Raw genomic sequence first — 17073 nt, forward strand, 5'->3', positions numbered from 1 at the left:
CGCGCGACCGGATGTCCCCGTTACGGCGGCTGTCGCCGCGCTGGCTCGGTTTGAGGGATGGCAGACGTCACGGGATCAGGCTGCCCGCTTTCGCACAGCGAGCGACATCGGGCGCTCACGAGACCGTCAGACTAGATGTAGATCAAGCGGGATCGGATCGGTCATCGCGTAATGCTTTCGGAAGACTTGATGCTGCCCACGGCGCGGCGCGGTCCTTCCCTGCGTCAGCAGCCATTCTGCCGGTTTGGCCCTTCTCCCCTGGACATCGTCATGACCGCCTCCGTCGCCAACGCCTGCTGGACGCATGTCGCCGAACGGGGGGTGGGGACGGTCGGCCTGTCCGATGGCACCGAAGGCCAGAAGCGAGCCGCGGTCCGAGACGGACACCGCGGCAATGCCTGACCTGATGTTACCGCCCGCGACCGGTCATGACGTCGCCCGCCGCAGCCGGGCGATCCGCTCCCGCATGCGCCCAGCCATGCTGCTGATCGCATTCGCTCTGGCGCCGCTCGGTGGCTGCGCCGTCCTCGATCACGGCATGCTCGGCGCCGCCGGTCCCGTGGCCGAACAGACCCGCAGCCTGTTCCTGACCGTCTGCCTCATCCTGCTCTTCGTCGTCGGACCGGTGCTGGTGCTGACCCCGATCTTCGCGTGGCACTACCGCCTGTCCAACACCAAGAGCGCCTATAGGCCCCAATGGGGCTTCAACTGGCCCCTCGAAGGACTGATCTGGATCCCACCGGTCATCATTGTGGTGATCCTCGCGGTGTTCCTGTGGCGGGACACCCACCGGCTCGATCCCTACAAGCCCCTCGTCTCGACCCTGCCTCCGGTGGAGGTGCAGGTGGTCGCCCTCGATTGGAAGTGGCTGTTCCTCTACCCCGACGAGGGGATCGCCAGCGTCAACGAACTCGTCATCCCCGTCGGGCGGCCGGTGCATCTCAGCCTGACCAGCACCACGGTGATGCAGTCCTTCTTCGTCCCGCAGCTTGCCGGCCAGATCTACGCGATGGCCGGCATGACGACGCAGCTGAACCTCGCGGCGAGCCGGCCGGGCGTGTTCCGCGGGGAGAACGCCCAGTTCAACGGGATGGGCTTCCAGAACCAGAAGTTCCCCGTCCGCGCCGAGGACGACGCCGGCTACCGCGCCTTCGTCGACCGGGCGAGGGCGACCGGGTCGGCCCTCGACATGGCGGCCTTCAAGACCCTCTCCGCCCGCTCCGTCCAGGCCTCGCCCAGCCAGTTCGGGACGGTGAGCCCGGACCTGTTCCGGGCCATCGTCGCGATGAACGACCCGAATATGTGCGCCCCCGAGGCACAGGACCGCCGATGACCGATGCCGCCCTCCGCTACGCGCTCCTCGGCCGGCTCGACGCGCACGCGCTGCCCTTCGTCCGCGCCTGGGAGAACCCCAACCTCAGCGAGATCATCGGCGCCGCCGCCGGGGCGATGGTGGTGATCGGCGCCGTGGTGCTCGTGGCGCTCCTCACCTGGATGCGCTGGTGGCGCCCGCTGTTCCTCGACTGGCTGACGAGCCTCGATCACAAGAAGATCGGCATCATGTACATCGTCATCGCCGGCGTGATGCTCAGCCGGGCGCTGATCGAGGCGGTGCTCATGCGCACCCAGCAGTCGCTCGCGGTGAACGCCCCGGGGATCGTCGCGCCCGAACACTTCGCGCAGCTGTTCAGCACGCACGGCACCATCATGATCTTCTTCATGGCGATGCCGTTCCTGACCGGGCTCATCAACTACGTCGTGCCGCTCCAGATCGGCGCCCGGGACGTCGCCTTCCCCCTCCTCAACTCGATCAGCCTGATGCTGACGGCGGGGGGCGCGGGCCTCGTGATGATCTCCCTGGCGATCGGGGAATTCTCGACCGGCGGCTGGTCCGGTTATCCGCCCTACACGGAGAGGGCGTTCCAGCCCGGCGTCGGCCCTGATTACTGGATCTGGGCGATCACCCTGTCCTCGCTGGGCACGACCCTGTCGGGGCTGAACTTCGCCGCGACGATCTACAAGAAGCGTTGCCCGGGGATGCATCTCACCCGGATGCCGCTGTTCTGCTGGACGGCCCTGTGTACCTCGATCCTGATGATCTTCGCGATGCCGCCGCTGACGCTGGCCACAGCGCTGCTGGCCCTCGACCGCTACCTGGGGTTCCATTTCTTCACGAACGACCTCGGCGGCAACATGATGAACTATGTGAACCTCTTCTGGCTGTTCGGCCATCCGGAGGTCTACATTCTCATCCTACCGGCCTTCGGCGTCTTCTCCGAGGTGATCTCGGCCTTCTCGTCAAAGGAACTCTACGGCTACAAGTCCCTCATCATCGCGACGATGGCCATCGCCGTGCTGTCATTCACGGTGTGGCTGCACCACTTCTTCACGATGGGCCAGAGCGCCAACGTCAACGCCTTCTTCGGCGTCGCGACGATGACGATCGCCGTCCCAACCGGGGTCAAGGTCTACGATTGGATCTGGACGATGTTTCGCGGCGAACTCCGGTTCACGCCGCCGATGCTGTTCTCCGTCGCCTTCATCATGACCTTCGTCCTTGGCGGTATCACCGGCGTCATGCTCGCCATCCCGCCGATCGATTTCGTGGTCCACAACTCGGTGTTCCTGGTTGCCCACTTCCATAACGTGCTGATCCCTGGCCTCCTCTACGGGATGATCGCCGGATACCAGTACTGGTTTCCCAAGGCGTTCGGGTTCCGTCTGTCCGAGGGCTGGGGCAAGGTCTCGTTCGGCTGCTGGGTGGTGGGGTTCTACCTCGCCTTCATGCCGCTCTACGTGCTCGGGCTCGGCGGCATGGCCCGCCGGACGCAATCCATCCTCGATCCGGATTTCCAACCCTGGCTGACCGTGGCGGTGATCGGCGCGTTCATCCTGCTCGCGGGTTTGGTGACGCTGTTCGTCCAGCTCGTCGTCAGCGTGCGCGACCGTGAACAGAACCGCGTACCGGTGGGCGATCCGTGGGACGGGCGCGGCCTCGAATGGTCGATCCCCGCCCCGCCGCCCGAGTACAACTTCGCGACCATTCCCACGGTGCACCGCCTCGATGCCTTCTACTGGTTCAAGGCAGACGGACGGGCTTACAAGCCCGCCGCGACCTACACCGACATCGTGGTGCCGAAGAACAGCTGGGTCGGGCCGATCGTCGGCGGCGGCGGCGCGGTCTGCGCCTTCGGCCTCGTCTGGCACATCGGCTGGATGAGCCTGTCCGGCTTCGCGCTGGCCTGGCTCGCGGTGATCGCCCGCAGCTTCGTCCGTGACACCCACCGGATGATCCCCGCCGCCGAGGTGAAGGCCAGGGAGGAGAGCTGGCTCGCCCTCGCGGCAAGGACCCGTCCGGTTCCGCGCCAATTAGAGGAGAGTTCCGCCAACCTCGGCCTAGCCGAGCCTTACCCAGCGGAGGTGGCGGCGTGAGCGGATCGACCCAGGCCCATATCGGGCTGCACCTCGACAGCCCGGACCAGAGCCCGCCGGAGGATGCCGAACTCGGCATCTACGGGTTCTGGATCTTCCTGATGAGCGATGCGGTGCTGTTCGCGCTGCTGTTCGCGATCTACGGCACGCAGCTCGCCGCCACCGCCGGCGCCCCCGGGCCGGCGGCGGAGTTCAAGCTCGGCCCAGCCTTCACCGAGACGGTCATCCTGCTGACCAGCAGCCTCACTTACGGGCTGTCCGGGATCGCCCTGAAGTACGACCGGACCCGCACGACCCTCGTGCTGTGGCTCGGCGTGACGCTCCTCCTCGGTCTCGCCTTCCTTGGCTTTGAACTCCACGACTTCGCGACGATGTTCGGGGATGGCGCCACGCCGGACCGCAGCGGCTTCCTCTCGGCCTTCTTCGCCCTGGTGCCGACCCACGGGCTGCACGTCGCCGCCGGCTGCATCTGGATCGTCGTGATGCTCATCCAGATCGGGGTCCACGGGACCGATGCGCGGGTAAAGCTCGACCTTCTGAGGCTCGGCCTGTTCTGGCACTTCCTCGACATCATTTGGATCGCGATCTTCTCGATCGTCTACTTGCAGGGAACACTCGGATGAGCGGGCAACACCCTTCCAAAGGGGCGGTGCTGCTGAAGGCGTTCGGGGCCGCGGCGCTGCTCTCCGCAGCGCGCGCCGTCTCGGGCGGCTCGGGCGCGCCGCGTCCGGACCGCGCGGGGGGCCTATCCGACGGGGCCGCCGAGAAACGGCGCGACCTCGCCACCTACGGGATCGGCTATGCCCTGGCCCTGGGGCTCACCGGCCTCGCCTTCGTGGTGGTGACGTGGGGCTGGGCCGCGGGCACGACGGCGCTCGGCATCGTCTTCGCCCTGGCGCTCCTCCAGGCCATCGTCCACTTCCGCTGCTTCCTGCACATCGACCTGCGGCGCTCACACCGCGACGACCTCCAACTGCTCCTGTTCTCGAGCCTCATCGTCTGCCTGATGGTGGGCGGCACCCTGGTCGTGCTGTTCAACCTCCGCATGCGGATGATGTAGCCGGACCGGGTGCCGCCCGGGCCGTCACCGCAGCCGGCGGGGCGGCTCGGTCGCGCGGGCCACGGCCACGGCGCCGACGACCGCCGCGCCGAGCGCGGCAGCGAGCCCGAGCTTCAGCCAGCGAGGGTCCGCCGCCGGTACGGACTCGCGGGCGCGGCCGTCGAAGCGCCCATGCGCCCCCGGATCCGTATCCACCGGACGGTCGAGATTGTCCGGACGCCCTTCGAGGGCGGCTTGGCTCGTCATCTCGCCGCGATAGCCATGGCGGGCGAGGTAGCCATCGATCCAGCCGGGAATGACCATGTTGCCGATGATCGCCTTCCAGGTCGGGACACCGATCCAGAGCTCGCGGGGCATGGTCTGGGCCGCGCGGTAGACGTGGCGGGCGATCGCCTCTGGCTGGTAGATCGGCGGGACCGGCTCCAGCCGGCGGGGCATGCGGGTGCGGGCCCAATCGAATTGCGGCGTGTTCACCGCCGGCAACTGGACCATGGTCAACCGCACGCGGCTCCCGTCGTGGAGCAACTCGCTGCGCAGGCTGTCGAGGAAGCCGCGGATGGCGGCCTTGCCGGCGCAGTAGCTCGCCTGCAGCGGGATCGACCTATAGGCGAGGGCCGACCCGATGCAGACGATCGATCCGGCGTTGTGGGGCTGCATATGCTTGAGGGCGGCAAGCGTCCCGTAGACCTGCCCGAGATAGGTCACCTCGGTCGCCCGCTTGAATTCGTCTGGCGTGGTCTCCTGGACCGGAGCGTAGATCGTCACCATCGCGACGTTGACCCAGACGTCGATGCCGCCGAATTCCTCGACGGTCCGGTCCGCCGCCCGCATCACCGCGTCGGCATCCGCGACATCGACCTTGTCCGCCAGGGCGCGCCCCCCGGCCCGCTCGATGTCCCGGACGGTCCCGTTCAGACCGGCCTCGCCGCGGGCCAGCACCGCGACGTTCCAGCCATGACGGGCGAACTCATGGGCGATGGCCCGGCCGACGCCGGCACTGCCCCCCGTGACGACGACGGTGGGATGCCTGTGCTGGCGCTTCTCGTGTGTCATCGCTCACCTTTCGAAGTTGGTTCGAGCTTTCCGGTCCATCGCTCGTATGGGCTGATGCCGCCATGGCGCGCGCAGTGATGCGTTGATGTCGGACAGGACAGGGTCCGCGTCCCCGAAACAGAGCGCTGGCGCACGCCTGTTACCGTTCGGGGGGACAGAACCGCTCGTCCTGCCACGCCCCACCGCCCGGCTGCACCGCCGTGAAGCAGGCCCCTTGCGGACGGCGGCCGTCCGGCAGGACGTCGTTCGACGGCCCGTGCACGATCTCCTCGCGCACGAAGCCCTCCATCTCGCCGTAGACGACCCGGCACCAGCCGGCTTCGCAGGACAGGACGTCGAGGGGCGTCTCGCGCTCCACCTCATCGAGGACGCGGGCGCTGCTGCGGGGGGCGGCGTAGAAATACGTGTCCCACCGGGCCGCCTCCGGTGCGGCCGAGGCGGGAGCCATCGCCCCACCGAGCACGCCGGCCATCAGGGCCATCAGCCAGATCCGTCCCATCGACACCGTTTCCCGCTGGCGCCGACCCCGTCGGCCGCCCGTACGCTACCGCGTCGGCCGCAGGGGGGACTTGATAAATGTCATACCGAACTGACAGCAGCAGTGTCATTCCAAGTTGACATATGGGGTGCCAGGGGCCGCAGGCATGGCGATGCTCTCGTTCGAGCGGAAGTACCGGATCGCCGGCGGGACGCTGGTGGGCGGGAGCCTGTTCGATTTTTGGGTGGGGCCGTTCTACGTCGGCTTCTTCGGCGTCACAGCGGCGTTCTTCGCCCTGCTCGGGACGCTGCTCATCGTCTACGGCGCCGCCATCGGCCCGACCTGGGCGCTGTTCCAGATCAGCATCGATCCGCCGCCCATCGCCCATGGGCTGGCCTTCGCGCCGCTCAAGCAGGGCGGTCTCTGGCAGATCATCACGGTTTGCGCGCTCGGCGCCTTCGTCTCCTGGGCGCTGCGGCAAGTGGAGATCTGCCGCAAACTCGGCATGGGCTACCACGTGCCGGTGGCGTTCTCCTTCGCGATCCTCGCCTACGCCTCGCTCAACGTGGTGCGGCCGATCCTGCTCGGGGCCTGGGGCTACGGCTTCCCCTACGGCATCATGAGCCACCTCGATTGGGTGTCGAACGTCGGCTACCAGCACCTCCACTTCCACTACAATCCCGCACACATGATCGCGGTGACGTGCTTCTTCACCACGACCTTCGCGCTGGGCCTCCATGCCGGCGAGATCCTGGCGGCGGCCAACCCGGGCAAGGGCAAGCCGGTGAAGTACGACGAGTACGAAAGCGCCTACTTCCGCGACACGATCATGTATTCGATCGGCGAGATCGGCATTCACCGGCTCGGCTACTTCCTCGCCCTCAATGCGGGGCTGTGGAGCGCGGTCTGCATCATCATCTCCGGGCCGTTCTGGACCCAGGGCTGGCCCTACTGGTGGGACTGGTACCTGAACCTCCCGATCTGGAGCACGGGCGGCAAGATCTAGCCGACCTGTCCTCGCCGCCCCCACGGCTTTTGCCGAAGACTGCCCGACGGAGATCACGCGGATGCCGCAGTTCCACACCCTGTGGACGCATATCGAGCTGCGCGGCCCCGACGAGGCCGGGCCGCCGCTACAGATCGGCTCCCCCGGCCGGATCGGCAAGCCGTTCCACTCGCAGTGGCTCGGGCGCATCGGCGAGATGCAGGTGCTGCCCACCCATCTCGGGCCTACCGGCGTGGCCTCCCTGCTCTGCGGCTTCATCGCGATCGAGATTATCGGCCTGAACATGCTGGCCTCGGTGGACTGGAACCCCGTGCGGTTCATCCGCCTGCTGCCGTTCCTGTCGCTGGATCCGCCGCCGGCGAAGTACGGCCTCAACCCGTTCCCCCCGCTCCGCGAGGGCGGGTGGTGGCTGATGGCCGGGTTCTTCCTCACCGCCGCGATCCTGCTGTGGTGGGTGAAGATGTACCGCCGCGCCCGGGCGCTCGGCATGGGCACCCACATCCCGTGGTGCTTCGCCAGCGCGATCTGGCTCTACCTCGTGCTCGGCTTCATCCGCCCCATCGCCATGGGCTCGTGGTCCGAGGCGGTGCCGTTCGGGGTGATCCCGCACCTGAACTGGACCGCGACGTTCTCGGTCCGCTACGGCAACATCTTCTACAACCCGTTCCACATGCTCTCGATCTCGTTCCTCTACGGATCGACGATGCTGTTCGCCATGCATGCCGGGACGATCCTGGCGGTGACGCCGCTCGGCGGCGAGCGCGAGACCCATCAGATCACCGACCGGGGCACGGCGGCCGAGCGCGCGGCCCTGTTCTGGCGCTGGACCATGGGCTTCAACTCGAACTACGAGTCGATCCACCGCTGGCTCTACTGGTTTGCCACCCTCGTCACCCTGACGGGCGGCATCGGCATCCTCGCCACCGGCACCCTCGTCGACAACTGGTACCTCTGGGGCGTCAAGAACGGGCTCGCCCCGCAATACCGGCCCGCACCGGACCTCCCCGCCGCGCCGCCGGCGCAGGCGCTCAAGACCATGCAGGACAAGGTGCTCGGACGATGAGGATCGGACCTCCCATCCTGGCGGTCGGCCTCGTCTGCGCCGGCCTGTTCACCCTGTTCGTGCCGACCTGGAACCTGCCGACTCAAGGCACCCAGACTGGGCCGAACGGCCCCTCCCTCGTGCAGTACGCCCCGACGGGGAGCCCCCTGTTTCAGACCCGGAACGGCCCGCCGCCGGCCAATCCGCCGCTGATCGAGGACACCCGTCCCGCGACGGAGGCCTACAAGAACGTCACCGTGCTCACCGACCTGAATGCCGGCGAATTCATGCGCCTGCAGCAGGCGATCACCAACTGGGTCGCCCCGCAGCAGGGCTGCGACTTCTGCCACGCGGGAGGCGACTTCGCCTCGGACGCCAAGCCGACCAAAGCGGCCGCCCGAGACATGCTCAAGATGGTCCGCCACCTCAACGCGGACTGGACCGAGCATGTCGGCGGCGCTGGCGTGACCTGCTGGTCCTGCCACCGGGGTCAGCCGGTGCCGGCGGAGATCTGGTTCTCGCGCCCGCCCCACCCGCAGGGCGCCCACATGGACAAGCCAGAGAACTGGAACGAGTCCGGCGACAGCGTGCGCCAGTTCTTCCCGAATGCCGGCTACGAACTCTACCTGCTGCAGGACACGCCGGGCCTCGCCCAGTCCTATACGGCGCTGCCCAACGGGCAGGTAGCCGACCAGGTCGTGGTCAAGCGCCTCTATGAGGTGATGATGCAGATGTCCGCCGGCATGGGCGTGAACTGCACCTACTGCCACAACTCCCGCGCCTTCTACGATTGGGGCCAGAGCCTGCCCGCCCGCTGGACCGGTTATTCCGGTATCCAGATGGTCCGGGACATCAACCGCAACGTGCTGCTGCCCCTGGCGGTGCGGATGCCGCAGACCCGAGAGACAGCGGACGACCCGCACACGATCGTGCTGCCCGACCGGATGCGCGGCCCGCAGGAGGGCAACGGCTTCGTCCTCTGCGCCACCTGCCATTACGGGCTGCCCAAGCCCGCCGACCACGCGCAGGAGTTGCTCACGGTCTTCCCCGGCCTGAAGGGCCCCGGCCGCGAACACGCCGCCTCCGCCACCGACCAGGGAGGCCAGCCGTGAACGAGGGCGTCAGCCAGATCGCCGGATCCGCCGGCCACGGGATCCCCCCGGCCACCGGACTCCTCGGCAGCACCAACGCCACCGAAGCCGTGGGCGCCTGGGGCTTCCACCTCGGGGCGGTGACGCAGCACATCGACGGCGTCGTGGTGCTGTTCTGGGCCTTCGCGCTCTTCTTCGGGACCCTGTGCTGGTACCTCCGGGCGGAGGACAAGCGCGAGGGCTATCCGATGGAGGACCCGACGCAGCCCCCCCGCGCCCATCCCCTCGTCGGCTTCCCGCCGCCGCCGGCGCCCAAGACCTTCACGCTCCAGAAGGGCGGGACAGTCACCCTGCCGAACTTCACCTCGCCCCCGGAGGTGCCCGCCCGGCACCTTCACCCGTTCCCCGGCTCTGCCTTCGTGCCGACCGGTGCGAACCCGATGCGCGACCCCGTCGGTCCCGCCTCCTACGTGCTTCGCGAAGAGGAGCCCCTCCTGATGGAAGGGGAGAAGCTGCAACTGGTACCGCTGCGCGAAGTCGGCGACGAATGGCACGTCCAGGGAGGCGATTCCGATCCGGTGGGGATGCCGGTGGTCGGCCGCGACGACAAGGTCGCCGGCCACGTCCGCGACCTGTGGGTGGATCGGGGCGCCAAGCTGCTGCGCTACCTCGAAGTGGAGCTGAACGACGGGCGCCGCCGGTTGATGCCGGTCTTCTTCGCCAATGTCAGCCCGAAGTTCCGCCGGGTGAAGACGCGCTCGATCTACGCCGAGCAGTTCGCCGCCATCCCCGAGCTCAAGGATCCCGACCGGATCACCGCCCGGGAGGAGGATCGGATCAGCGCGTACTTCGCCGGGGGCAAGATGTTCGCCGAGGGCGTGCGCCGGGGCAGATTCGGCGGCCCGCCCCGCGACGATCTCGGCCGGAGGAAAACGGCATGACGATGCGCATACCCCACTCCGCTGCCCCGGCCGGCGCTCCCCCGCGCCCCGTGGGCGTCCGCCTGGAGCCGGGCGAGCGGATCCTGTGGCAGGGGAGACCGCTGGCCTCGGCCCTGCGCCGCCACCTCCTGAAGGGCCGCTGGCTCGCCGCCTACTTCGCGCTCCTCCTCGGCTGGAAGCTCGCGCTGATCGTCTCGCTGAGGGGCCTGCGCCCCCAGGAGGTGTTCGACACCGCCGTGCTGCTCGCCCAGGGCGTGGCCCTCATGGGGATCCTTGCCTTCCTCGCCTGGGCCCTCGCCCGGAGCACGACCTACACCGTGACGACCCTGCGGATCGTCATCCGCCACGGCATCGCCCTCCAGGGTACCGTCGACATCCCCCTGCGCGCGCTCCGCAGCGTCGCCGTGCGGGTCCATCCCGACGGGACCGGGGACGTGGCGCTGACCGTGCGGGACGGGGGCGGGGTCGGCCTCAGCAAGCTGTGGCCGCATGTCCGGGGCCTCAGCCTGTCCGCCCCGGTGCCGATGCTGCGCGGCTTGCCGGACGCCGCTGTCCTCGGGACCCAGCTTGCGCGCCGTCTCGACGGTCCCGCCCCAGCCCTGAGCGAACAGGACGTCCGGCCCCTGGCGTCGCCCCGCGCGACAGCGGCCTGACGGACGCAGCCATGGCGAAGGACCTCCTCCAGGCCCTCATGGCCGCGCTGGTGCTCGGACTCGTCGGCGCCCTCTCCATCGCCGTGGGAGAGCCCCTGCTGGTGCCGAGCCTCGGCGCCGCGATCCTGCTGCAGGTCCACCTGCCGGATCTGCCGAGCGCGCGGGCCTGGAACACGGCCGTCGGCCAGCTCTGCGGGGCCGCCTGCGGCTTCGCGGCGCTCGCCGTGCTCGGCGCCGCGCACGACCCGAGCTTCAGCGGGCTTCATTCCCTGACGGTCGGGCGGGTGGCGGCGACGATGGCCGCCGTTGCCGGAACCCTGCTGTCGCAGGCCCTCCTCGGCGCGATCAACCCGGCCGGCGGTGCGACGGCGCTGATCGTCACCCTCGGCTCCGAGGCCGCCACCTGGGTTGGGGCGGCGCGTCTGACGGCCGCCGTGCTGCTCGTGACCGCCCTTGGGGAAGGTGCGCGCCGGCTCTCCCTGAAGCTTCGCGGCTAGACCCTCAGGCCGAGGCCCGCTCGTCGGAGCGCTGCCGGTCCTCATTGAAATGCAGGTAGACGGGATCGAACTCGGCCGTGGCCACGAGGCCCGGCCAGTCGCCGATGGTGAGCTGTCCGCCCTGGAGGACGATCCGACGCTGTGCCCGCAGGGTCCGCAGCGACCGGTTGAAATGCACCGCCGTGACGCCGACGGCATCGGCCAGTTCCGCCTGTGTCGGCGGCAGGGGACAGGACAGGTCGCCGGCCAGCCCCACGGCGCGCTGGCGCATGTACATTTCGCAGAAGAGATGGGCCGTGCGGCCCAGGGACTGCCGGCGGCCGAGCGTCATGATTCGCTCGCGGTAGACCGAGGCATCGACCAGCGTATCGCGCCAGAGCGCCGCCATCACCCCGGGCCGGCCGATGACGAGGGCCCTCATCGCCTCATGGGGGATGAAGGCCAGGGTGCACGCGGTGAGGCTCGCTAGGGAATGGTCCATCACCGGCAGGTAGAGATGCTGCAGGTCCGGGATGTCCCCGGCGATGTAGAAGGACAGGATCTGGCGGTCGCCCGTGGCGGTATAGGCGTAACGGTGAGCCCAGCCCTTGAGGACGAGGCAGCAATGGGCGGGTCGCTCCCCGACCGTGGCGATATCCTCATGGGGGCCGACCTGCCGGATCATGTGCGGCAGGGCGAGCACGGCCCGCCGCTCCTCGTCGTTGAGGCGGATGACACTGTCGAGCTTGCGCAAGAGCGGCGTCAGGGTCGGGAGGTGAGAGTCGGCCACCGTCACGCCTCGGCCCGGTTCGACCAGGCGGTCGTCAAAGTCAAAGTCGCATCCAGCACGGAGGCCCCGGTCGCATCGCGGACCACGATCGCGATGGTATGCCGTTCGTGAGCGACGGACTCCTCCCCCGCGATGCCCGTGAGCGTCCGCACGGCAATGGCCCGGACCTCGTCGAGATCGCGGCATTCCGTGCCGGTCTCGTCCTTATGCAGGCCGCCCTTTTCAATCTCGAAGAAATAGCGTGCCAAAGCGAAAATCTCGGGGCGGGAGGATTCGGTCCAAACTGAGCGCAACAGGAATGGTTGCAGGTCGTCCGCTTCCGGTCACACGGCCGCTGGCGCGGGAAGCAACTGCGCAGGATCGGTGAGGCAGGCATCGGCGCCCCACATCGCGGGCTCTGCGCCACCCCGGGCGACGAGGGCGCCTCCGACAACGATGCGCAAGGCGGGATTGCGCGAGGCACGACGGATCGCCGGCATCGCCTGGCTCAAGGCGGGGGAATGGACATCGCAGGCGAGGGAGAGACCGAGGGCATCGTACCAGCCGTTGGCGAGGTCCGCGAGAAGCGTGGCCAGGGAATCGGTGGGCGTTCCGCCGACGATCGCGGTCGCCCAGCCCGCATCGCGGAGATGCCCGGCCACGGTGCAGAGGCCGAAGGTGTGGGTCTCTCCCGGCGCTGCAGCCAGAAGAATGCTGCCCCTAGGCTGCCCAACCCCATGCCCGACCTGCGGCGGGATCGCCTCCCGCAGGAGGGATTGGAGCCGTCCCATCGCCTCCGTGACTTGGAGGAAGTCGCAGAGATCCTGCTCCCACATCACACCGAGATTTTGCGCCACCGGCACCAGCATTTCCCCGGCCAGGACGTGCCATGGGGTGCCGCCGACCGCGTGCCGGGTGACTTCCGTTTGAAACCCACCAGGATTGTCGAGCAGAAGCCTCGTCAGTGCGTGAATATCCCGCGCAGCGGCCTGAACTTGCGGGCGATGGAAACCGCGAAGTTTCGGAAGGATCTCTCGCTCGACGAGGCCCGATAGGATGTTGGTGGACGCGCCGACGGCGAGACTGTGCGCTCGCCTCTCAGGCTCCAGCGAGAGGCGGCAGGAATTCCGGCATCGTCTCGCGTCAAGATATATCGATGACGATCCCTGCGGTCGAACAGGATCGTCTGCAAACGGCATACTCATCGATCAATCGATGGCACATGCCAGAATGAGCCACATTGATAAAAGTCAACCCACCTTTTGCGGGTATTAAGGTTGAACATGCCGGCCGATAAGCTGGCGGCATCACTTCGCGTTAGGGTGCAAAATGTTGTTACCCCTCAACGACAGGTAGATAGAGTTGCGGCTGTCAAGCCAAGCTTGGTGAGCCGCCTCCCTCCAATTCATCAGCCGACCGCCTTCGTTCGTCCGCGAAGGCGGTCGATCGGAATTACGTCGTTCGCATCAGACGGTGCCGTTTCCGCCGGTCGCCCCGTAGACCTCTCCGGTCACGTAGCTCGCCTCCTGGCTTGCCAGGAACACGTAGACCGGCGCGAGCTCGACCGGCTGCCCGGGGCGGCCCAGCGGGACGTCGGAACCGAACTTTTCGACCGCCTCTTGCGGCTGGCCGCCAGACGGCTGCAGGGCCGTCCAGAATGGCCCCGGCGCCACCGCGTTCACGCGGATGCCCTTTGCAATCTGCTGCTTCGCCAAGGCCTTCGAGAAGGCCACGATGCCGGCCTTCGTCGTCGCGTAGTCCACGAGGATCTGCGGTGGATTGTAGGCCACGACCGAGGCCGTGTTGATGATCGACGCGCCCGCCGGCATGTGCGGCAGGGCGGCCTTGGTGATCCAGAACATCGCGTACAGGTTGGTCTTCAGCGTCCGGTCGAACTGCTCGTCCGTGATATCGCCGATGTCCTTCTGGTTCGTCTGCTTGCCGGCGTTGTTGACCAGGATGTCGAGGCCGCCCAGATCGGCGACGGCCTTCTTCACGAGCATGTCGCAGAACGCCTTGTCGGTGATGTCGCCCGGCAGCAGGACGGCCTTGCGCCCTTCCGCCTCGATCAGCTTGGCGACCTCCCGGGCGTCGGGCATCTCGTCCTCGACGAAGCTGAGCGCCACGTCGGCACCCTCGCGGGCGAACGCGATCGCCGCCGCCCGCCCGATGCCGGAGTCGGCACCCGTCACGAGAGCTTTCCGGCCTGCGAGACGCCCATGCCCCCTGTAGCTGGTCTCGCCGTGGTCGGGCTTCGGGTCCATCGCCTCGGCCAGCCCCGGCGCCACTTGCGGCTGCCGTGGGAACGGGGGCTGCGGGTACTGCGTGCGGGGGTCCTGCATCGCGAGGCGCTTGTCGGCGGAGTCGATCATCGGATGTCCTGGGATCTGAACGCGCGACCGGGACGACCATCGCCGCGGTCGCAATGGAGTGGGTCGTAATTCAGGGCCGAACGAGGATGTTCCTGCCCGCGCATCCGAAGTCGTACCGTCAAATCCAGCCGATCGAGGCATGTAAGCCGGCCAGACCGGATCACGCAGTTGTCATCACCCGAAAACAGACCGCGCTTCAAACGACGCCAACCCGTTCGCATCCTTCGTGAAACTACGACACATCGGTCAAATGCGCCGCAGTACATCTATTAGGCAACACGAGATCTAGTCTCAAATGCCGCAGGCTCTCGACTTCCCGGCCCGGAAACGAGGCCAGGCGAGCGCAGTTGCCCAAACCGCAGCCGCCCTATGCTGCCGTTCAGCGCAACTCTGCGCCCATCTTAGGCTTCCTGCGCCATGCGACTGCCACCGGATGATCGCGTGCACCCCAGCGCGGAGGCGTTCCGCGCCTTCATCCGTGACGCCCCGTTTCCCTGCGTAGGTGCGAAATCCGCCCTCTCGCGGGGGCGGTTGAGGATTGTCGTCGCCCGCGACATCCGGTCGGGCTGGGACGACATGCGGATCTACCCCGCCCTGCTCGCCTTCATCGCGAGCTACAAGGCGCAGCCCGATCTGTTCCAGAGCTTCGCCGTCGTCTTCGAGGGGCCGGGCGACCTCGACGAGGCGGGGTTCGAGGATCGGCTCTGGCGCCGCGTCCAGTCGCTTTCGGACAAGGACGCGTCCCTCGGTCTCCCCCACGACGATCGGGTCGCCAGCGATCCCGAGAACCCGCATTTCTCGCTGAGCTTCGGCGGCGAGGCCTTCTTCGTCGTCGGCCTTCACCCCCGGGCCAGCCGTCCCGCGCGGCGGTTCGCATCGCCGGCGCTCGTCTTCAATTTACACGCGCAGTTCGAGCGCCTGCGCGCCGAAGGGCGCTACGAGAAGCTGCGGACCTCGATCCTCGACCGCGATCTCGATCTGGCGGGCAGCCTCAACCCGATGCTCGCGCGCCATGGCGAGACGTCCGAGGCCCGTCAGTACAGCGGACGGGCGGTCGGCGAAGAGTGGCGCTGCCCGTTCCGAGGGCGGCCGGACACATCGCAGGACAAGGCTGGACGACGACAACACGACCAGCCGTTCGACCAGCTGTTTCCGGTCGGCGGTCCATGGCGTTCGGCGCAGGCGGGGGAGAAGACGAGATGATGGACCAGTCCAAGGCGCCGATCCTCGACGCCCTCGCGGCCGTCGAGCGCGGCAGCATCGCGGGCTTCGGCGGTCCCGGTCACGACGAAGGACGGGCGGCCTCGCCCGACATTGTCGCCCTCCTCGGCAAACGGGCCTTCCAGGCCGACGTGCTGACGCCCAAGGGGCTCGACGACCGCACGGAGTCCTTCGGGGTGATGCAACAGGCCTATCGCCTTGCGGCCGAGGCCTGGGGCGCGGAACTCTGCCGGTTCTCGACCGGTGGCTCGACGCAGAGTATCCAAACCGCCGTCGCAGCGGTCGCGGGCCCCGGCGACACGGTGCTGATCGCCGCCAACGAGCACAAGGCGGCCTTCAGCACCGCGGTGTACGCGGGCGTGAACCTCGTCGCGATCCCGCCGGTGATCGACCGGGAGCGGGACGTCGAGCACGGCACCGATCCCGCGGCGCTCGCCCGGCTTCTGGATCTCCATCCGAATGCGAAGGCCGCGCTCGTGATCAGCCCGACCTTCTTCGGTGTCACGAGCGACATCCGTGCCCTTGCGGAGGTCTGCCACGCCCGCGGCGTTCCCCTGATCGTCGACGCCGCCTGGGGCGCGGCCTACCCGTTCTGCGACCGCCTGCCGGACAACCCGATGGCGCTCGGCGCGGACGTGATGGTGGTGAGCGTGCACAAGACGATGGGCGCGCTCGCGCAGGGCTCGTTCATGCTGGTTTCCGGCGACCTGATCGACCGCGAACGGTTCGTCTGGGCGTTCGAGATGCTCCAGTGCACGAGCCCCTCGGTGCCGATCCTGGCGTCGCTGGACGCGACGCGCCGTGTCCACGTCGCCGAGGGCCAGCGACTCTGGCAGCGTGTGGTCGACCTCGCCGACTCGGTCCGGGATCGTCTCGCGTCCGTTGACGGGATCGCGATTTACGGGCGGGAGATGATCGGCGGTCCCGGCGCGCACGACCTCGATCCGACTTTCCTGATCCTCGATGTGCGCGGGCTCGGGATGTCCGGCTACGAGGCCGACGAGTGGCTCCAGGCCGAACGTAAGGTGAGTGCGGTGCTGGGCGACCTGCGCCATATTGGTTTCAGCTTCTCGCTCGGCACGACCGATGCGGACGCCGAGCGTCTCGTCCAGGGCGTCCGCGACTTGGCCGCTGCGGCCAAGAGGGGAGATGCCTGCTTCCACGCGATCCCGGACGACGCACCGGACTACGCCTCGCTCGCGCCAGCAATTCCGACGGCGCCCGCACTTCCACCCCCGCAGGCCGCAGCGGCGAAGTTCGATCGCGTGCCCTACGAGCAGGCCGTCGGAAGGATCGCCGGGCAGTCGGTCGCGGTCGTGCCACCGGCCATTCCCCGCCTGCTCCCGGGGCAGATGATCACCGCCGCGCATGTCGCCTTTCTCCGGGCGAACCTGGGGGCCGGAGCGTTCATCCTCGACCCGGACGAGCATGGCGACGGCTTGGTCCGCGTCGTGCGCGAAAACTGACCTGCCAGCGGGA

19 protein-coding genes are annotated in these 17073 nt (G+C 68.2%); 13 read left to right on the forward strand and 6 right to left on the reverse strand.

Features of this window, described 5'->3' with window-relative positions:
• The first annotated feature begins 270 nt into the window (after positions 1-270).
• The 5 genes from AAHG09_RS20780 to AAHG09_RS20800 are packed head-to-tail and all read left to right on the forward strand — an operon-like array spanning position 271 to position 4492.
• Positions 271-402, forward strand: coding sequence for a hypothetical protein (locus AAHG09_RS20780; protein ID WP_342109398.1), 132 nt, complete (start codon positions 271-273; stop codon positions 400-402).
• On the forward strand, positions 395-1333 hold the full coding sequence (locus AAHG09_RS20785) for a COX aromatic rich motif-containing protein (RefSeq protein WP_342109399.1): 939 nt from the start codon (positions 395-397) through the stop codon (positions 1331-1333). The genes AAHG09_RS20780 and AAHG09_RS20785 overlap by 8 nt, the downstream gene beginning before the upstream one ends.
• On the forward strand, positions 1330-3432 hold the full coding sequence (locus AAHG09_RS20790; RefSeq protein WP_342109400.1) for a cbb3-type cytochrome c oxidase subunit I: 2103 nt from the start codon (positions 1330-1332) through the stop codon (positions 3430-3432). The genes AAHG09_RS20785 and AAHG09_RS20790 overlap by 4 nt, the downstream gene beginning before the upstream one ends.
• Entirely contained in the window at positions 3429-4055 is a 627-nt protein-coding gene (locus tag AAHG09_RS20795; protein WP_342109401.1) for a cytochrome c oxidase subunit 3, read from the forward strand. Before AAHG09_RS20790 ends, AAHG09_RS20795 begins: the two co-directional genes overlap by 4 nt.
• Entirely contained in the window at positions 4052-4492 is a 441-nt protein-coding gene (locus AAHG09_RS20800) for a cytochrome o ubiquinol oxidase subunit IV (RefSeq protein ID WP_342109402.1), read from the forward strand. The genes AAHG09_RS20795 and AAHG09_RS20800 overlap by 4 nt, the downstream gene beginning before the upstream one ends.
• 24 nt (positions 4493-4516) lie before the next feature.
• Here the strand turns inward: AAHG09_RS20800 and AAHG09_RS20805 are convergent, their stop codons facing one another.
• Both AAHG09_RS20805 and AAHG09_RS20810 read right to left on the reverse strand, forming a co-directional pair.
• The gene (locus tag AAHG09_RS20805) at positions 4517-5545 is read right to left on the reverse strand and encodes an SDR family oxidoreductase (protein ID WP_342109403.1); all 1029 of its coding nucleotides are present in this window, start codon (positions 5543-5545) and stop codon (positions 4517-4519) included.
• 139 nt (positions 5546-5684) lie between these two features.
• The gene (locus tag AAHG09_RS20810; RefSeq protein WP_342109404.1) at positions 5685-6044 is read right to left on the reverse strand and encodes an SH3 domain-containing protein; all 360 of its coding nucleotides are present in this window, start codon (positions 6042-6044) and stop codon (positions 5685-5687) included.
• Between the two features lie 145 nt (positions 6045-6189).
• On the opposite strand from AAHG09_RS20810, the gene pufL reads away from it, so the two are divergent.
• The 6 genes from pufL to AAHG09_RS20840 all read left to right on the forward strand — a co-directional run bounded on the left by pufL (position 6190) and on the right by AAHG09_RS20840 (position 11253).
• The gene (pufL, locus tag AAHG09_RS20815) at positions 6190-7029 is read left to right on the forward strand and encodes a photosynthetic reaction center subunit L (protein ID WP_342109405.1); all 840 of its coding nucleotides are present in this window, start codon (positions 6190-6192) and stop codon (positions 7027-7029) included.
• A 61-nt stretch (positions 7030-7090) separates the two neighbouring features.
• On the forward strand, positions 7091-8092 hold the full coding sequence (pufM, locus tag AAHG09_RS20820; protein WP_100252568.1) for a photosynthetic reaction center subunit M: 1002 nt from the start codon (positions 7091-7093) through the stop codon (positions 8090-8092).
• Positions 8089-9183, forward strand: coding sequence for a photosynthetic reaction center cytochrome PufC (pufC, locus tag AAHG09_RS20825; RefSeq protein ID WP_342109406.1), 1095 nt, complete (start codon positions 8089-8091; stop codon positions 9181-9183). The genes pufM and pufC overlap by 4 nt, the downstream gene beginning before the upstream one ends.
• A complete protein-coding gene (gene puhA / locus AAHG09_RS20830; RefSeq protein ID WP_342109407.1) occupies positions 9180-10103 on the forward strand; it encodes a photosynthetic reaction center subunit H in 924 nt (307 codons plus the stop codon). Before pufC ends, puhA begins: the two co-directional genes overlap by 4 nt.
• The gene (gene puhB, locus AAHG09_RS20835; protein WP_342109408.1) at positions 10100-10756 is read left to right on the forward strand and encodes a photosynthetic complex putative assembly protein PuhB; all 657 of its coding nucleotides are present in this window, start codon (positions 10100-10102) and stop codon (positions 10754-10756) included. Before puhA ends, puhB begins: the two co-directional genes overlap by 4 nt.
• Positions 10757-10767: 11 nt before the next feature.
• Positions 10768-11253 (forward strand): HPP family protein, encoded by a 486-nt coding sequence (locus tag AAHG09_RS20840; RefSeq protein WP_342109409.1) that lies wholly within the window; start codon positions 10768-10770, stop codon positions 11251-11253.
• Positions 11254-11257: 4 nt separating this feature from the next.
• Here the strand turns inward: AAHG09_RS20840 and AAHG09_RS20845 are convergent, their stop codons facing one another.
• The 4 genes from AAHG09_RS20845 to AAHG09_RS20860 form a co-directional block, all read right to left on the reverse strand.
• Complete coding sequence (locus tag AAHG09_RS20845) at positions 11258-12022, reverse strand: Crp/Fnr family transcriptional regulator (protein ID WP_342109410.1); 765 nt, start codon at positions 12020-12022, stop codon at positions 11258-11260.
• Positions 12023-12024: 2 nt separating this feature from the next.
• The gene (locus AAHG09_RS20850) at positions 12025-12270 is read right to left on the reverse strand and encodes a DUF6894 family protein (protein WP_342109411.1); all 246 of its coding nucleotides are present in this window, start codon (positions 12268-12270) and stop codon (positions 12025-12027) included.
• Between the two features lie 75 nt (positions 12271-12345).
• The gene (locus tag AAHG09_RS20855) at positions 12346-12864 is read right to left on the reverse strand and encodes a cobalamin B12-binding domain-containing protein (protein ID WP_342109412.1); all 519 of its coding nucleotides are present in this window, start codon (positions 12862-12864) and stop codon (positions 12346-12348) included.
• Between the two features lie 603 nt (positions 12865-13467).
• The gene (locus AAHG09_RS20860) at positions 13468-14373 is read right to left on the reverse strand and encodes an SDR family oxidoreductase (RefSeq protein WP_342109413.1); all 906 of its coding nucleotides are present in this window, start codon (positions 14371-14373) and stop codon (positions 13468-13470) included.
• Between the two features lie 417 nt (positions 14374-14790).
• On the opposite strand from AAHG09_RS20860, the gene gntA reads away from it, so the two are divergent.
• Positions 14791-15576: a guanitoxin biosynthesis heme-dependent pre-guanitoxin N-hydroxylase GntA gene (gntA, locus tag AAHG09_RS20865; RefSeq protein WP_342109414.1), complete on the forward strand. Its 786-nt coding sequence runs from the start codon at positions 14791-14793 to the stop codon at positions 15574-15576.
• On the forward strand, positions 15573-17060 hold the full coding sequence (locus tag AAHG09_RS20870) for an aminotransferase class I/II-fold pyridoxal phosphate-dependent enzyme (RefSeq protein WP_342109415.1): 1488 nt from the start codon (positions 15573-15575) through the stop codon (positions 17058-17060). Before gntA ends, AAHG09_RS20870 begins: the two co-directional genes overlap by 4 nt.
• Positions 17061-17073 lie beyond the last annotated feature (13 nt).

The sequence above is a fragment of the Methylobacterium guangdongense genome (assembly GCF_038442355.1).
Taxonomy (GTDB): Bacteria; Pseudomonadota; Alphaproteobacteria; order Rhizobiales; family Beijerinckiaceae; genus Methylobacterium; species Methylobacterium guangdongense.